This window comes from Bradyrhizobium hipponense (assembly GCF_008123965.1).
Lineage (GTDB): Bacteria > Pseudomonadota > Alphaproteobacteria > Rhizobiales > Xanthobacteraceae > Bradyrhizobium > Bradyrhizobium hipponense.
The window spans coordinates 57,779-73,036 of sequence record NZ_VSTH01000013.1 but is presented as its reverse complement, the minus strand read 5'-3'; the positions used below and the strand labels follow the sequence as shown (position 1 = coordinate 73,036).

Sequence of the window (15,258 nt, the reverse complement as noted above, 5' to 3'; positions counted from 1 at the left end):
TTTTGGCCCCCGGGCACCGGACATGATCCCGCGCTCTTTCCCTTGCTTGCGAGAGACAAGGTCCGGCCTTCTTGCTAGGTTTGGCGGGATGAGCCTTTCCCTCCATCCCGACACCCCGCAAGCCAGGAAGCTGCCGAGCGCCGCGGCGGAGGGCGTCGTGTCCGGTGTGGCGGGGCCAGGGATCAGGACCCGGCTGTTCACCAAATATGTCGCCCTGTTCGTGGCCGTGGTCGCGGTCGCGCTGCTGGCCAATGGCCTATTCGAGGTGCTTTTTTACTATCGTGAGCACAAGGCGTCGCTGATCAGGGTCCAGCACGAGCAGGCCGAGGCGGCCGCGGCCAAGATCGGCCAGTTCGTCAAGGAGATCGAGAGCCAGCTCGGCTGGACCACGCAGCTACCCTGGTCAGCCGGCTCGATCGAGCAGCGCCGGTTCGATGCGCTGCGGTTGCTGCGCCAGGTACCTGCCATCACGGAGCTCGCCGAGGTGGACGCGGCCGGCAAGGAGCGCCTGCGCGTCTCGCGCCTGGCCATGGATGCGATCGAGAGCGGCATCGACTTGTCGGGCGATCCGAAGTTCACGGAGGCGGTCACACGCAAAGTCTATTACGGGCCGGTCTACTTCCGCCGGGAGTCGGAGCCCTACATGAGCCTGGCGCTGGCCGGCGCGCGCAAGGATGCCGGCGTCAGCATAGCGGAGGTGAACCTCAAGCTGATCTGGGACGTGGTCTCCCAGATCAAGGTCGGCGAGCACGGGCATGCCTATGTGGTGGGATCGCAGGGCCGCTTGATTGCGCATCCTGACATCAGTCTCGTGCTGCGCAACACCGACATGTCGGGACTCGAGCAGGTGCACGGGGCTCGGGCAGGTGGCGGCACTATGCCGGACGCATTGCAGGAGGCGACCAACATCCAGGGGCAGAAGGTTCTGACGGCCTCCGCGCCGATCGCGCCGCTTGGCTGGATCATGTTCGTGGAATTGCCAGTCGAGGAGGCCTACGCCTCGCTCTATGCCTCGCTGCAACGGCTCGCGATCGTGCTCCTCGCAGCGTCGATCTTCGCGGTGCTCGCCGGGGTATTCCTCGCGCGGCGCATGGTCGGTCCGATCCAGGCGCTGCGCACGGGCGCCGAGCGGATCGGCGGCGGCGATTTCTCGCAGCGCATCTCGATTCATACCGGCGACGAGCTCGAAGGGCTCGCCAATCAGTTCAACGATATGGGCGCGCGGCTGCAGGAATCCTACGCCGACCTTGAAAACAAGGTCGAGCGACGTACCGCGGAACTGAGTGAATCCCTTCAACAGCAGACCGCAACGGCAGAGGTGTTGAAAGTCATCAGTCGTTCGGCCTTCGACCTGCAAACCGTCCTGGACACTCTCGTCGAATCAGCGGCCCGATTGTGCGACGCGGACGAAGGGACGATTTTCCGTCCGATGGATGAGGGCTATCGGCTGGCGGCAAGCCATGGACTCGGAGACGTGCAGAAAAATCACCTCGCCACATTCACGAGCGTGCCTGAGAGAGGAAGCGTGGTCGGACGTACCCTGCTGGAGGCCAGGACGATCCACGTCCCCGACGTGCAGGCGGATCCCGATTATGCCCCCTCTGCGGCTCGAAGGACCTCCAACGTGCGAACCATGCTCGGCGTGCCGCTGCTGCGCGATGGCGTGCCGATCGGCGTGTTCGTCTTGACACGTCACATGGTGCGCCCGTTCAGCACCAAGCAGATCGAACTTGCGACGACATTCGCCGACCAGGCTCTGATCGCGATCGAGAACGTCCGGCTATTTGACGAAGTTCAGGAGCGCACCAAGGAATTGTCGCAATCTCTCGACGAATTGCGCACTACGCAGGATCGCCTGGTCCAGACCGAAAAGCTCGCTTCGCTCGGACAGCTCACGGCCGGCATTGCCCACGAGATCAAGAATCCGCTCAACTTCATCAACAATTTCTCATCGGTCTCGACTGAGCTGATCGATGAGCTCAATGAGGTTCTTGAATCGCTGGGCCTCGACGGCAAGACGAAGGAAGAGGTCGACGAGCTGACCCATATGCTTAGGGGTAACCTCGAAAAAGTTGTGCAGCACGGCAAGCGCGCCGACTCTATCGTCAAGAATATGCTCTTGCATTCACGCGAAGGCTCCGGCGAGCATCGGCCGGCGGACATCAATGCCATCGTTGAGGAGAGCCTCAATCTGGCCTATCACGGCGCGCGCGCCGAAAGGCCCGGCTTCAACGTCACGCTGAAGCGCGATTTCGATCCGGCCGCCGGCATGCTCGATATCTATCTGCAGGAGATCACGCGGGTCTTGCTCAACCTGATCTCGAACGGCTTCTACGCCACGTCGAAGCGCAAAGAGGCCAAGAGTGACGGCTTCGAGCCGGCGCTGAGCGCGTCGACGAAGAATCTCGGCAATAGGGTCGAGATCAGAATACGCGACAACGGAACCGGCATCCCGCCGGAGGTGAAGGAGAAGATGTTCAATCCCTTCTTCACCACCAAGCCGGCGGGCGAAGGAACCGGGCTCGGTCTTTCCATGAGCCACGACATCGTCGTGAAACAGCACGGCGGAACGATCGACGTGAAAACCGAGCCGGGTGTATTCACCGAGTTTATCATCACGCTGCCACGTATGCTGGCGGCGCGAGGCACTACTGGAGGCAAGACTTGAACGTTTATATTCTTGTCGTCGACGACGAGCCCGACGTCGAGGCGCTGTTTCGGCAGCAGTTCCGGCGCGATCTGCGATCGGGACGCTTCCAGATGGAGTTTGCGCTTTCGGCGCCGGTCGCGCTCGAGCGCGCCGCCAATGTTCGCGACCCATCGTTGATTCTGATTCTGTCGGACGTCAACATGCCCGGCATGAGCGGGCTCGACATGCTGCCGAAGGTGCGCGCCGAGCGGCCGGACGTTCCCGTCATCATGATCACGGCCTACGGCGACGCCGAAACGCGCCGGAAGGCGATCGAGCGCGGCGCCGTTGGGCTCTTGACCAAGCCGATCGACTTTGCGCAGTTGCGCCAGGAGATCGATACGAGGCTCGGGCAGGCGGCATGACCCCGACCATCCTCTTCGTCGACGACGAGCCGGACCTCGAGGCGTTGATCCTGCAAAAATTCCGCCGGCAGCTTCGCGATGGTTTGGTCACCTTCATGTTCGCGCGAGATGGGCTCGAGGCACTGGAGTCGATCGAGCGCCATCCGCATGTCGACATGGTGGTCGCCGACATCAATATGCCGCGGATGGATGGGCTGTCGCTGTTGCAGAAGCTCCAGGAGGCCGAGGACAAGAAGTCGACCATCATCGTCTCGGCCTATGGCGACATGAGCAATATTCGCACCGCCATGAACCGCGGCGCGTTCGACTTTCTGACCAAGCCGATCGACTTCGCCGATCTGGAGACCACGATTCAGAAGACCATCCGCCATGTCGAGGTGCTGCGCGAAGCGCGGCGCCGCCAGATGGAGGCCGAACGCGCGCACGCTTCGCTGTCGCGCTACTTCTCACCGGAGATCGCCAGACGCCTGGCCGCGGACGTCGGCGGCGACGGCATGGAGGTGCAGTGGCGCGATGTTGCCACTATCTTCACCGACATCACCGGCTTCACGTCGCTGGTGGAGAGCGCGGCGCCCGAGACGCTCGGCGAGCTCCTCAATGAATATGTCGGCGGCATGACCGAGATCGTGTTCGCACACGAGGGGACGGTAGCAAAAATCATCGGCGATGCGATCCAGGTGCTGTTCAATGCACCCGGCGACCAGCCGGACTATGCGACGCGCGCTGTGGCCTGTGCCCACGATCTCGACGCCTGGGCGGAGGATTTTTGCGCGCGCTGGAAAGCCAGGGGCGTGAACTTCGGGACCACCCGCATTGGCGCCCATGCCGGGCCGGCGCTGGTCGGCAATTTCGGCGGCAACCGCTTCTTCGACTACACCGCCTATGGCGACACCATCAACATCGCTGCGCGACTGGAGGCCGCCAACAAGCATCTGGGCACTCGTATCTGCGTCAGTGCCAGCGTCGCGGAAGCGGCCGAGAATTTCCAGGGACGCCCCGTGGGCGAGCTGATGTTGCGCGGACGCAGCGAACCTTTGCGCGCATTCGAGCCGCTGCCGCCGGCGGAATTCGAAGCGCGGGCGACAGCGCTGTATTCCGAAGCCTTCGCCAAGATGGCGGCCGGCGACACGGCCGCCATGCCCGCCTTTGCCGCGCTGGTCGGGATGCACGCCGGCGATGCGCTGGCCGGCTTTCACCTCAAGCGCCTGCTCAACGGCGCCAAGGGCATCCGCATGCAACTGGACTAGGAGTTCATCATGATTCGTGAGTTTTCCGCCGGCAATTATCGTTTCATTCCCTCCGTGTTCCAGTATTCGGCCGGCACGGCTGCGAATGACGGCTATGAGATCGAGCGCGTCCGGTTCGACCGTCTCGTGCCGCTCGCCGAGGGTTTTGCGCTCGCGGCGAAGTTCATCCAGGATGCGGGGAGGCCTTTGACTGCCTTCTGTGCCTGCGAGCTGCGCTCGCCGGCGGCCTTCAGCGAGGAAGGCTTTCGCGCGTTCAACCTGCATTATGTGAAGACGCTGTCCGAATGGGGCATCTTCGACGGCACGACCAATCCGGTGGCTCGCAGCAATGTCTGTCCCGAGATCGATCCGCCGTCAGAGCCGTCATTCTATGCATTCTCGTTCACTCGCCCCACCGAGGCGAAGGCGCCGAGCTTCGTGATTTCGGGCGGTGCGGAGGCGCGCGAAGGCAGCGGCACCTATGTCGAGCGCACAGTACGCTACCGCGATCTCAGCCCAGAAGGCATGCGCGAGAAGGTGCGCTTCACGACGACATCACAGATGGAAAATCGGATGACGGCGTTCGGCTTCGGCTGGAAAGACACGACCGGTGTGCAGGCCTATTCCGTCCACGACTTCCACCACGCGCTTGCCGACGAGTTGGCCCGCCGTGGCGCGCTGCGCTCCGGCCTCACCTGGCATTACGCACGGCCGCCGGTGGTCGACCTCGAATACGAGATGGACTGCCGGCGCGTCATGCGCGAAGTGATCATTTGAACTCCTCATCCTCCATCAGGCCGCGTCTCGAAGGATCGCCACGGGCTCTCATGGTTCTCCCGGCGATGCGAAGCGTCGTCCGGAGACGCGCGCAAGGGCGCGCTCCTCACCATGGGGGACGTCTAGCGCTGGCGGGGGTCCAGCGCGTCGCGCAGGCCATCGCCGAGCAGGTTCAGGGATAGAACGACCAGGAAGATCGCGAGCCCCGGCCAGATCGCCATCCATGGCGCCTGGGTCAGGAAGCGCTGCGCTGCGTTGAGCATGCTGCCCCAGGAGGGTGCGGGCGGCTGCTGGCCGAGGCCGAGGAAGGACAGCGCCGCTTCGGCGATGATGGCAGCTGCGATCGACAGGGTGGCCTGCACCAGCAGTGCGGGCAGGATATTCGGCAGGATATGCGAGAACGCGATCCGCCACGGCGGATTGCCGAGCGCTCGCGCCGCCTCGACGTAGTCTTCGGCCTTGACGCTCAGCACCTGCCCGCGGGTCAGGCGAATGAAGATCGGAGTTGCCGAGATGCCGATCGCGATCATGGCATTGGTCAGGCTCGGACCGAGGAACGCCGCCAGCGCGATCGCCAGGATCAGGAACGGGCAGGCCAGCATCGCATCCGTGATCCGGCTAATCAGCGCATCGACAAAGCCACCGCGATAGCCGGCGAGCAGGCCGAGCGGTACGCCGATGCTGAGCGCGATCGCGACCGAGATGAGGCCTGCGAGCAGAGACGCCCGCGCGCCGTGGACCACGCGGCTCAGGATATCGCGGCCGAGCTCGTCGGTGCCCAACCAATGCGCCGCGGTGGGCGGCTTGCGCACCAGGCTCCAGCTCGTCGCAATGGGATCGTATGGCACGATGAGCGGCGCGAGCAGCGCAAGGCCGATGAACATCGTGATCACGACGAGGCCGAATACGGCTGCCTTGCGCTTGAACAGCCGTCGTCGGGCGCGGCGCGCCGGACTGTCCAGTTCGTGAGCTTGCGCAACGGGTACGGCGGGCAGGGCGGCGTCGGTCATGAGGCTAGCCCCGCAACCGCGGATTGACGAGAATGTAGGCGACGTCGGCAACCAGGTTGAGCGTGATGTAGACCGTTGCCGTTACCAGCACGACGCCCTGCACGACGGCATAGTCGCGATTGAATACGGCGTCCACGATCAGCTTGCCGAAACCGGGAATCGAGAATATCTGCTCGGTCAGCACGGCGCCCGAGAGCAGCGTGCCGAGCTCGAGCGCGCCAAGTGTGATGACCGGCGTCAGCGCGTTGCGCAGGGCGTGCTTGAGGATCACGGAGCGCTCCGACAAGCCCTTGGCGCGCGCGGTGCGGACATAGTCGCTTTCCAGCACCTGAAGCATGGCGCTGCGCGTATGCCGCATCAGGACCGCGGAAATCGCATTGCCGAGCACGAAGGCCGGCATGATCGTGGCGGCAAGACTCGCGCGCCAGTTCTCGGTGAGGGGTACATAGCCCGAGGCGGGCAACCAGCCGAGCTCAATCGAGAACAGGAAGATCATGAGAATCCCGAGCCAGAAATTCGGCGTCGAGATTCCCCACAACGCGAACAAATTGGCGCCGTAGTCCCAGGCGGTCCCCTTCTTCACCGCCGAGACGATGCCTGCGGGAATGCCAATGAGGAACGCGATCAACATTGCCATCGAGCCGAGCTGGAGCGTCACCGGCAGCTTCTGTGCGATCAGCTCGCGCACCGGCATCTTGTTGCGCAGCGATTCTCCGAAATTGCCGGTGAGGACACCCTTGAGCCAATAGGCGTACTGCACGGCGATCGGCTGATCGAGCTGGTATTGCTGGCGGATCTGCTCGATCACGGCCGGATCGCGTTCCTCGCCGGCCATCACCAGCGCCGGATCGCCCGGCAGCAATTGCTGGAGCGAGAAGATCAGCACCGACACGAAGAACAGCGTCGGCACGATCTGCACGATGCGGCGGGCGAGGAAGTTCAGCATGGTTCGGCTCGCGTCAGAGGCGTCGCCCCGATCACTTGAACTTCAGCCCGACAACGCGCACCAGCCCGTCAGGCATCTGCCGGTACCCCTGGAGCTTGGTCGTGTGTGCGATCAGGAGCTTGCGGTGATAGATATAGATGATCGGCAAATCATTGAGCACGATCTTGGCCAGCTTTTCGTAGATCGCCTTGCGCTCATTGGCGTCTGAGGTCAGCCTGCCATCTTCCATCAGCTTGTCGGCTTCCGGGTTCGAATACCCGCCGTCGTTCTGCGGAGCCTTGCTGCGCATGAAGATATAAGAGTTGCCGTCGGGATCGATGCGGCCGCTCCAGTTGATCTGGAAGACCTGGAATTCGCCGGCCTGGGCCTGCTTGAAGGTCGTCGCGAATTCGACGGCGCGGATCTTGATGTCGAAGCCGGCTTCCGCGGCCATGGACTGGATAACCTGGGCCACGGCTTCGTTCTCCGCGCCCTTGGGAATCATGTAGTCGACGGTCACCGGCGAGGTGATGCCCGCTTCCTTCAGAAGCGCCTTCGCCTTCGCAATGTCGCGGCCACGGACCGGAAACGCCTTCTGGTAATAAGGGTGCGTGGGGCTGACCCATTGATTGCCCGGGGTGAACTCGCCATTGAACACGACTTGGTTGACGGCCTCGCGATCGATGGACAGGTCGAGCGCCTGACGCACTTTCGCCGACTGGCTGAGCGGTCCCTTGGTTTTGTCGTTGCCGATGTTGACGGTCAGGCCGTAATAGCCGAGCTCGGGCGCCGTCGACAGCACGAGCCGCGAATCCGCACGCACGTCCTTGATGTCGGTCGCGAGCACGCGCTCGATCAGGTCGAGTCCGCCGGACTTGAGGTTGGCGAGGCGCACCGTGGCATCGATGATCGGCAGGAATACGACACGATCGATATGGATGTTGTCCTTGTTCCAGTAGTCGGCGAATTTCTCGAACACCATCCGGTCCTGCTGGATGCGTTCGACGAATTTGTACGGTCCCGCGCAGACCGGATGCAGGCCAAACTTGTCACCGGCCTCCTTCGCCGCCTTCGGCGAGACCATCATGCCGGAGCGGTCGGTGAGCTGGGCGATCAGGGGCGAGTAGGGGGTTTTGAGCACCAGCTTGATGGTGAGGGGATCGACGACCTCGACGTGATCGACGCTGGCGAGCTCCGACTTCCGGAACGAAGTCGGCAGTGTCATGTGCCGCTCGATCGAAAATTTTGCGGCTTCGGCATCCAGCGGCTCGCCATCATGAAATTTGACGTTGGGCCGGAGCTTGATCGTCATCTCCTTGCCGTCGGCGGAAGTCTCGTGGGACAGCGCGAGCTGCGGCACGATGTTGAGTTTCTCGTCGATGTCGAACAGCTTGTCGCAGAAGGCGGAGAACACGATGCGTCCGACATAGGTGCGGCCGATGCTGGGATCGAGGATATCAGGGTCTTCGGCGATGCCGATGCGAAGCGTGGTCTGGGCGTGGGCTGCGCCCATCAGCGATGTCAGCAGTGCCGACGCCAGGATTGCCAAACGGATAGGACGCATCGCTCTTAACCTCTGTTTTACGGCTATGCCGGGTCCATTCCCAATGAACTAACCCCGCCGCCGCGGACTGCTTCCGTACCGCCGCTGAAGGCAGCGACCAATTTTTCAAGAACCGGCGAGAAGCCGCCGTCCGCTGGGACGGTCGCCTCGGACGACGGCAGTTCCGATATTCGGTGGCAAGCTGTTGCATGTCCGATGCCATCCGGCAGGAGCATTGGCATTTCGCTGCGGCAGCGTTCGACGACGTAGGGGCAGCGGGTGTGGAAGCGGCATCCGGGCGGCGGGTCGAGCGCACTGGGGATCTCCCCCTGGAGCACAATCCGACTGCTCTTTGCCCGCGGTTTGGGCACGGGGATCGCGGACAGCAGCGCCCGGCTATAGGGGTGGCGGGGCGCAGCGAACAGCGCATCCGCCTCCGCCGTCTCGACGATCTGGCCTAGATTCATCACCGCCACGTGGTCGGCGATGTGCTTGACCACCGCCAGATCATGCGAGACGAAAATGTAGGCAAGGCCGAGCCGGTCCTGCAGCTCGCGGAGGAGATTGAGGATCTGCGAGCGGATCGAGACGTCGAGCGCCGAGACCGGCTCGTCGCAGATGATCAGCTTCGGCTCGACCGCGAGCGCGCGCGCAATGGCGATGCGCTGGCGCTGACCGCCGGAAAACTCGTGCGGGTAACGCCGTGCCAGCCGTGGCTCGAGCCCCACCAGCCGCAGCAGCTCCTCGACGCGTTCGCGCCGCTGCGCCGGCGGCACCAGATCGTGCAGTGCCAGCGGCTCGGTCAGGATCTGGCCGACGGTCATGCGCGGGTTGAGCGAGGCGTAGGGATCCTGGAAGATGATCTGCGCCTCGCGGCGGAACGCGCGCAAGGCGCCCGCGTCGAGCGAGAGCAGATCACGGCCGTCGAAGCGAACGCTGCCCGCATCCGGTTCGATCAGCCGCAGCACCAGGCGGCTGACGGTGGATTTGCCGCAACCGGATTCGCCGACCAGCGCCAGCGTCTTGCCTGCGTCCAGCGCAAAGGAAACGCCGTCGACTGCCTTGACGTGCGCCAATGGACGGCCGAATAGCGAGCGCTCGGCGACGAAATGCTTGACCAGGCCTTCGACCTCGAGCAGTGCCATCACGATACCAAAAGTTCGAGCGGCGCCCGGATGCAGCGCGAGAGATGGCCGGGGCTGACTTCTACCAGCGGAGGCGGCGCCCGGGTGCAGACGTCACGTACGAACGGGCAGCGCGCGGCGAAGCGGCATCCGGCAGGCGGTTGCGCCATGTTCGGAACCATGCCTTCGATTGTCGCCAGCTGATCGGCGCGATGATCGAGCCGCGGGATCGAGCCGAGCAGGCCGACAGTGTAAGGATGTTGCGGCTTGGAGAACAGTTCGTCGACCGGGGCACGCTCGACGATCTCGCCGGCATACATCACCGCAACCTCGTCGCAGACTTCGGCGACCACGCCGAGATCGTGGGTGATCAAGATGATGGCGGCACCACTCGCCGCCTTCAACTCGCGCATCAGCTCCAGGATCTGCGCCTGCAGGGTGACGTCGAGCGCCGTGGTCGGTTCGTCGGCGATCAGGAGCCGCGGATCGCAGGCAAGCGCCATCGCGATCATCACGCGCTGGCGCATGCCGCCGGACAGCTTGTGCGGATATTCGTCGATCCGCCGCTCCGGCGAGGGGATGTGAACGCGGCGCAGCAGCTCGATCGCCCGCTCGCGCGCGCTGCGCCGCGCGCCGCCGCGATGGCGCAGGATCGTCTCGATGATCTGCTCGCCGATGGTCAGGCTCGGGTTGAGCGAGGTCATCGGCTCCTGGAAGATCATCGCGAGCCGGTTGCCGCGCAGGTCGCGCAGAGTTTGGTCCGACGTTTTCAGCAGGTCAAAGCCGTCGAAGCGGATCGCGCCTGATATCTCCGCGCTTTGCTTCGGCAGCAGGCCCATGATCGCGAGCGACGTCACGCTTTTGCCGCAGCCGGATTCTCCGACGAGGCCGAGCGTGGCGCCATGGGCGACGCTAAGATCGATGCTGTCGACCGCATGGGTCACGCGGCCGTCGTCGCCGTGGAAACGGATGCGGAGATCCTTGATGTCGATGAGAGGGGCCGCGCTCATGATTGCCTTGCGCGCGCTGCGGCAATGCTGGCGTCGATGACGCTGCGATCGGTGTTGCCCGCAGGGTTCCGCCGGGTCGGCAGCGAGTCGCGGAAGTGCACCCAGAGCTCGTGGCTGACTTGCTCGAGCCGTTCAAGTTCGCCGAGCGGATCAGGGTGATCGTCGGCGCGCAGATCGAGTGCCGGCCATTCCTCTTCGCCGTGGATCAGGAGCGCTGCCGATTGCTTGCCGCGCTTGTCACCGCCGGCGGCCTCGCCCGCCCGCATGGCAGCGAGCAGGCGGCGCGGAAAGGGCAGGTTATCATTGGCGATATAGGTTCTTGCCGTCTCGTCGAGCACGTCGCCGCCTGCGAGCATATTGCCGGCAATGGAAAAGCCGCTGCCGGCGATATGGCCGCACCAATCGATGCAGTCGCGGCCCGTGTGGGCAGCGATTTCGCCGCTGGCATCCATGATGTGGACCTGGCGGCTTTCGCGGCCGTCGTCGGTCGCGAGCAGAGCGGCGAGCACGTCGTGTGCGTTCAGGCCCTCGCGCAAGAGCTTGGCGCCGTCGATGCCGTAATAGGGATTGACGAGGGCTTGCGTTGCGATGGCGCCGAGGCCGGCGGCGATGAAGGGGACACGCGCGCCGACCGCAAAGAAGCGCGTCGCAACGGCAATGCCGAACTGGCCGGTGGCAGGATCGCGCGCGATGATCGACCAGGTCATATGTTGTCCATCAGCGCCCTGCGGCATAGCCCTGCATGCCGCGGGGATTGGCAGCGGCGCGGCGGCGCGGGCCGACGCGCGAGGCCGCGGTGAGGCGACCTTCCGACCAGTCGGGGCCGACCTCTACGATATGCCCGCGCTCGCGCAAATTCTCGATCGTCGCCTTCGGCACGCGGTTCTCGACCACGAGCACGCCGGGGCGCGAGGTCCGGGGCCAGAACGAGATCGGGAAATGTTCGGAATGCCAGGCCGGCGCGTCGATAGCCTCCTGGAGATTGAGGTTGCAATGGACGTGCCGCAGAAAGAACTGCGTGATCCACTGGTCCTGCTGGTCGCCGCCGGGCGAACCCCAGGCCAGATATGGCTCGCCGTCGCGCAGCGCCATCGTCGGCGACAGCGTGGTCCGGGGCCGCTTGCCCGGCGCGAGCGAGGCAGGGTGGCTCTCCTCCAGCCAGAACATCTGAGCGCGGCTGCCGAGGCAGAAGCCGAGCTCCGGGATCACCGGCGAAGATTGCAGCCAGCCGCCGGACGGCGTCGAGGAGACCATGTTGCCGGCCTTGTCGATGATGTCGAAATGCACGGTGTCGCCGCGCACCTCGCCGAAGCGTCCCACCGTCGGCTCGCCGGCGCCGAGCGCGCCGACCGCCTCGCGCTGTCCCTCGGTGCGGCGCAGCTTCACGACGCCGCCAAACCCCTCGACCGAGCCGGGCCGGAACTCGAGCGAGGCCTTGTCGGTGATCAGCTTGCGGCGCTCGTCGTTATAGGCATCCGACAACAGTGTCGCGATCGGGATCTCGTTGAACTTGGGATCGCCGTAGAATTTCTCGCGGTCCGCGAATGCGAGCTTGGCGCATTCGATCTGGAGATGGATGAACTCCGGCCCGGTCGGATCGAGCCCGTCGAGTGCAAATCCCTTCAGCAATGCGAGCTGCTGCAGCGTCACCGGACCCTGGCTCCAGACGCCGGCCTTGCAGACGGTGTAGCGGCCATAGTCGTAAGTGAGGGGAGCCTCGACCGTCGGTTGCCAGCGCGCCATATCGTCAGCCGAGAGCACGCCGCGATGGGGTGAGCCGCTGACGTCCATCACCTCTTGCGTACGGCAGAACTTGTCGATCGCCTCTGCGACAAAGCCCTGCGACCAGGCCTTTCGTGCGCGCTCGATCTCGGCATCGCGGCCGCCGCCACCGCTTTCGGCCTCGCTGAGAATGCGAGCGTAGCTTGCCGCGAGCGTCTTGTTGGTAAAGAGCGTGCCGGGCTTCGGCACTTCGCCGTTCGGCAGGTAGACCGCGGCCGAGGTCGGCCAGTGCTGGCGGAACAACTGCTCGACGGTCTGGATCGTGGCGCAAGCGCGCTCGACCAGCGGATAGCCGTCGCGCGCGTAGGAGATGGCGGGCTCCAGCACGTCGCGCAGCCGCAGCGTGCCGTAATCGCGCAGCAGCATCATCCAGGATTCGAACGTGCCGGGGACGCAGGCCGCAAGCAGGCCGGTGCCGGGCACCATGTCGAGGCCTTCGCTCTTGTAATGCGCGATAGTCGCGCGCGCCGGTGCCGGACCCTGGCCGCAGATTACCTCGGTGCGGCCGCGCTTGACGTCGTGCACGATGATCGGCACGTCGCCGCCGGGACCGTTCAGATGCGGCTCGACCACCTGGAGCGTGAAGGCGGTGGCGACACCGGCGTCGAAGGCATTGCCGCCCTTTTCCAGAATGGCCATGCCAACGGCGGTCGCAATCCAGTGCGTGCTGGTAACGACCCCGAAAGTGCCCTCGATCTCGGGCCTCGTCGTGAAGGGATCGGGATTGACGATGCTGGCCATTGGACTTCAGTACCTCATTTGCGGCGCGCGCAATTGATCACAGGCAATGCCGTGCCGCCAATGCGCAGGCCGCATGGCACGCGCGCGTCACGCCGGGACCGGCGCGGTGTTGACCGCATGGCAGGCGACGCCGTCGATCAGTTCCGGGGCTTGCTTGCGGCAGAGATCGAATGCGAGCGGGCAGCGTGGATTGAAGGCGCAGCCGGGGGGCGGGTTGATCGGGTTCGGGATCTCGCCCTTGACCGGAATGCGCTGGCGGCCGCTCATCGCAAGATCGGGCACGGCCCCGAGCAGCATCTTGGTGTACGGCATGCGCGGACGGGCGAACAGCTCTTTGCCTTCCGCGATCTCGACGATGCGGCCGAGATACATCACGCCGACGCGGCTCGCCATGTGACGGACCACTGCGAGGTTGTGGCTGATGAACATGTAGGTCAGGCCGAACTTGTCCTGGAGGTCCCGCATCAGATTCAGGATCTGCGCCTGAACGGAGACGTCGAGCGCCGAGGTCGGCTCGTCGCAGACGATGAACTCCGCCTCGGAGGCAAGCGCGCGCGCGATCGCGATACGCTGACGTTGGCCACCCGAAAATTCGTGCGGATATTTCAGCCGGTCGTCCGGATGCAGGCCGACGAGGCTGAGCAGTTCGCCGACGCGCGTCTGGATCTCACGCTCGCCTTGAACGAGGTCGAAGGCGCGGATCGGCTCGGAGATGATGGCGTCGACCCGGAAGCGCGGGTTCAGGCTCGCATATGGATCCTGAAAGATCATCTGGATGCGGCGGCGCAGCTTTCGGCGTGCCGGCGCCTGCCGCGGGTCGGTCATTGAGATCCCGTCGATCAAGACGCTGCCGGAGCTCGGCGGCAGCAGGCCGACGACCATCCGCGCCGCCGTGGTCTTGCCTGAGCCGGACTCGCCGACCAGCGCAAAGGTTTCGCCCTTCCGGATGTCGAAGGTGACGCCGTCGACGGCCTTGAGATATTCGAGGTGGCCGCCTTCGAGCACGCGGTTGAGCCAGGGTTTCGAGACGTCAAACACGCGGCGCAGATTTTTGGCTTCGACGAAGGGAGCGCTCATGCCGCGCTCTCCGCCGGTACGCTGTCGTAGAGATGGCAGGCGACCGATTGCGCGCCGCGCGGCAGCGGCTCCGGTCGCTCGACACGGCAGCGATCGAACGCGAAGGCGCAGCGCGGATTGAACGAACAGCCGCGCGGGATCGCGGACAGCCGCGGCATCGAGCCGGGAATTTGCACCAGGCGCTTGTCGTCGCCCGCGAGCGTCGGGATCGCGCCCATCAGACCCTTGGCATAAGGATGCAGCGGATTCCTGACGACATCCTGCACCGGACCGATCTCGGCGACGCGGCCGGCATACATCACCGCGACACGGTCGGAGGTCTCGGCGATCACGCCCATGTCGTGGGTCACCAGCATCACGGCGGTACCGTGGTCGCGCCCGAGCCGCTTGATCAGCGAGATGATCTGCGCCTGTACGGAGACGTCGAGGGCGGTGGTCGGCTCGTCCGCGATGATCAGTTCCGGCTCGGCACAGATCGCCAGCGCAATCACCACGCGCTGGCGCATACCGCCGGAGAATTCGTGCGGATAGCCGTCGATGCGTTTTTCCGGTGCGGGTATGCCGACCTCGGCCAGCAGGTCGATGGCGCGGCGGCGTGCGGCCGTCTCAGACAGGTTCAGATGGGTCCTGATTGTCTCGATGATCTGCTCACCGACCCGGTAGAGCGGATTGAGCGAGGTCAGGGGGTCCTGGAAGATCATTCCGATGCGTTTTCCCCGGACGCGGCGCATCTCCTCGGCCGGCAGATTGTCGATGCGCAGGCCCGACAGGCAGATCTCGCCGCCCGCGATACGGCCGGGCGGATCGATCAGCCCGATCACGGCCAGGCCGGTCACGGATTTGCCGGCGCCGGATTCGCCGACCACGCCCAGCACCTCGCCCTTGGCGATGTCGAAGGAGACGCCATCGATCGCGCGCAGCGTGCCGCGGCGGGAAGCGAACTCCACCTGGAGATTGCGGACGGAGAGAACGGGTTCGGTCATGAGCGA

General features: G+C 64.6%; 13 protein-coding genes. 4 read left to right on the top strand and 9 right to left on the bottom strand.

Features of this window, described 5'->3' with window-relative positions:
- Nucleotides 1–88 precede the first annotated feature (88 nt).
- The 4 genes from FXV83_RS02305 to cnbZ are packed head-to-tail and all read left to right on the top strand — an operon-like array spanning nt 89 to nt 5,057.
- Nucleotides 89–2,668, top strand: coding sequence for a sensor histidine kinase (locus FXV83_RS02305; RefSeq protein WP_148737368.1), 2,580 nt, complete (start codon nt 89–91; stop codon nt 2,666–2,668).
- Entirely contained in the window at nt 2,665–3,054 is a 390-nt protein-coding gene (locus tag FXV83_RS02300; protein WP_148737366.1) for a response regulator, read from the top strand. Before FXV83_RS02305 ends, FXV83_RS02300 begins: the two co-directional genes overlap by 4 nt.
- The gene (locus FXV83_RS02295) at nt 3,051–4,301 is read left to right on the top strand and encodes an adenylate/guanylate cyclase domain-containing protein (RefSeq protein ID WP_148737364.1); all 1,251 of its coding nucleotides are present in this window, start codon (nt 3,051–3,053) and stop codon (nt 4,299–4,301) included. The genes FXV83_RS02300 and FXV83_RS02295 overlap by 4 nt, the downstream gene beginning before the upstream one ends.
- A gap of 9 nt (nt 4,302–4,310) precedes the next feature.
- Nucleotides 4,311–5,057, top strand: coding sequence for a 2-amino-5-chloromuconate deaminase CnbZ (gene cnbZ, locus FXV83_RS02290; RefSeq protein ID WP_148737362.1), 747 nt, complete (start codon nt 4,311–4,313; stop codon nt 5,055–5,057).
- Nucleotides 5,058–5,179: 122 nt separating this feature from the next.
- On the opposite strand, the gene FXV83_RS02285 is transcribed toward cnbZ, so the two are convergent.
- The 9 genes from FXV83_RS02285 to FXV83_RS02245 form a co-directional block, all read right to left on the bottom strand.
- Nucleotides 5,180–6,067 (bottom strand): ABC transporter permease, encoded by an 888-nt coding sequence (locus tag FXV83_RS02285; RefSeq protein WP_148737360.1) that lies wholly within the window; start codon nt 6,065–6,067, stop codon nt 5,180–5,182.
- A 4-nt stretch (nt 6,068–6,071) separates the two neighbouring features.
- Nucleotides 6,072–7,013: an ABC transporter permease gene (locus FXV83_RS02280; protein ID WP_148737358.1), complete on the bottom strand. Its 942-nt coding sequence runs from the start codon at nt 7,011–7,013 to the stop codon at nt 6,072–6,074.
- Between the two features lie 31 nt (nt 7,014–7,044).
- A complete protein-coding gene (locus tag FXV83_RS02275; protein WP_148737356.1) occupies nt 7,045–8,556 on the bottom strand; it encodes an ABC transporter substrate-binding protein in 1,512 nt (503 codons plus the stop codon).
- A 23-nt stretch (nt 8,557–8,579) separates the two neighbouring features.
- Complete coding sequence (locus FXV83_RS02270; protein WP_187435602.1) at nt 8,580–9,680, bottom strand: ABC transporter ATP-binding protein; 1,101 nt, start codon at nt 9,678–9,680, stop codon at nt 8,580–8,582.
- Complete coding sequence (locus FXV83_RS02265; RefSeq protein ID WP_148737352.1) at nt 9,680–10,669, bottom strand: ABC transporter ATP-binding protein; 990 nt, start codon at nt 10,667–10,669, stop codon at nt 9,680–9,682. The genes FXV83_RS02270 and FXV83_RS02265 overlap by 1 nt, the downstream gene beginning before the upstream one ends.
- Nucleotides 10,666–11,376, bottom strand: coding sequence for a DUF1028 domain-containing protein (locus FXV83_RS02260; protein WP_148737350.1), 711 nt, complete (start codon nt 11,374–11,376; stop codon nt 10,666–10,668). Before FXV83_RS02260 ends, FXV83_RS02265 begins: the two co-directional genes overlap by 4 nt.
- A 10-nt stretch (nt 11,377–11,386) precedes the next feature.
- Nucleotides 11,387–13,192: a gamma-glutamyltransferase family protein gene (locus FXV83_RS02255; protein ID WP_148737348.1), complete on the bottom strand. Its 1,806-nt coding sequence runs from the start codon at nt 13,190–13,192 to the stop codon at nt 11,387–11,389.
- An 87-nt stretch (nt 13,193–13,279) separates the two neighbouring features.
- The gene (locus FXV83_RS02250; RefSeq protein ID WP_148737346.1) at nt 13,280–14,269 is read right to left on the bottom strand and encodes an ABC transporter ATP-binding protein; all 990 of its coding nucleotides are present in this window, start codon (nt 14,267–14,269) and stop codon (nt 13,280–13,282) included.
- The gene (locus FXV83_RS02245; protein WP_148737344.1) at nt 14,266–15,252 is read right to left on the bottom strand and encodes an ABC transporter ATP-binding protein; all 987 of its coding nucleotides are present in this window, start codon (nt 15,250–15,252) and stop codon (nt 14,266–14,268) included. The genes FXV83_RS02250 and FXV83_RS02245 overlap by 4 nt, the downstream gene beginning before the upstream one ends.
- Nucleotides 15,253–15,258: the final 6 nt, after the last annotated feature.

What these genes read in the sequence shown, in the direction of transcription:
- FXV83_RS02255 (WP_148737348.1), bottom strand. Translation starts at nt 13,192, where the DNA reads ATGGCCAGCATCGTCAATCCCGATCCCTTCACGACGAGGCCCGAGATC.
- FXV83_RS02245 (WP_148737344.1), bottom strand. Translation starts at nt 15,252, where the DNA reads ATGACCGAACCCGTTCTCTCCGTCCGCAATCTCCAGGTGGAGTTCGCT.
- FXV83_RS02280 (WP_148737358.1), bottom strand. Translation starts at nt 7,013, where the DNA reads ATGCTGAACTTCCTCGCCCGCCGCATCGTGCAGATCGTGCCGACGCTG.
- FXV83_RS02285 (WP_148737360.1), bottom strand. Translation starts at nt 6,067, where the DNA reads ATGACCGACGCCGCCCTGCCCGCCGTACCCGTTGCGCAAGCTCACGAA.
- FXV83_RS02275 (WP_148737356.1), bottom strand. Translation starts at nt 8,556, where the DNA reads ATGCGTCCTATCCGTTTGGCAATCCTGGCGTCGGCACTGCTGACATCG.
- FXV83_RS02295 (WP_148737364.1), top strand. Translation starts at nt 3,051, where the DNA reads ATGACCCCGACCATCCTCTTCGTCGACGACGAGCCGGACCTCGAGGCG.
- FXV83_RS02305 (WP_148737368.1), top strand. Translation starts at nt 89, where the DNA reads ATGAGCCTTTCCCTCCATCCCGACACCCCGCAAGCCAGGAAGCTGCCG.
- FXV83_RS02250 (WP_148737346.1), bottom strand. Translation starts at nt 14,269, where the DNA reads ATGAGCGCTCCCTTCGTCGAAGCCAAAAATCTGCGCCGCGTGTTTGAC.
- FXV83_RS02260 (WP_148737350.1), bottom strand. Translation starts at nt 11,376, where the DNA reads ATGACCTGGTCGATCATCGCGCGCGATCCTGCCACCGGCCAGTTCGGC.
- FXV83_RS02270 (WP_187435602.1), bottom strand. Translation starts at nt 9,680, where the DNA reads ATGGCACTGCTCGAGGTCGAAGGCCTGGTCAAGCATTTCGTCGCCGAG.
- FXV83_RS02265 (WP_148737352.1), bottom strand. Translation starts at nt 10,669, where the DNA reads ATGAGCGCGGCCCCTCTCATCGACATCAAGGATCTCCGCATCCGTTTC.
- cnbZ (WP_148737362.1), top strand. Translation starts at nt 4,311, where the DNA reads ATGATTCGTGAGTTTTCCGCCGGCAATTATCGTTTCATTCCCTCCGTG.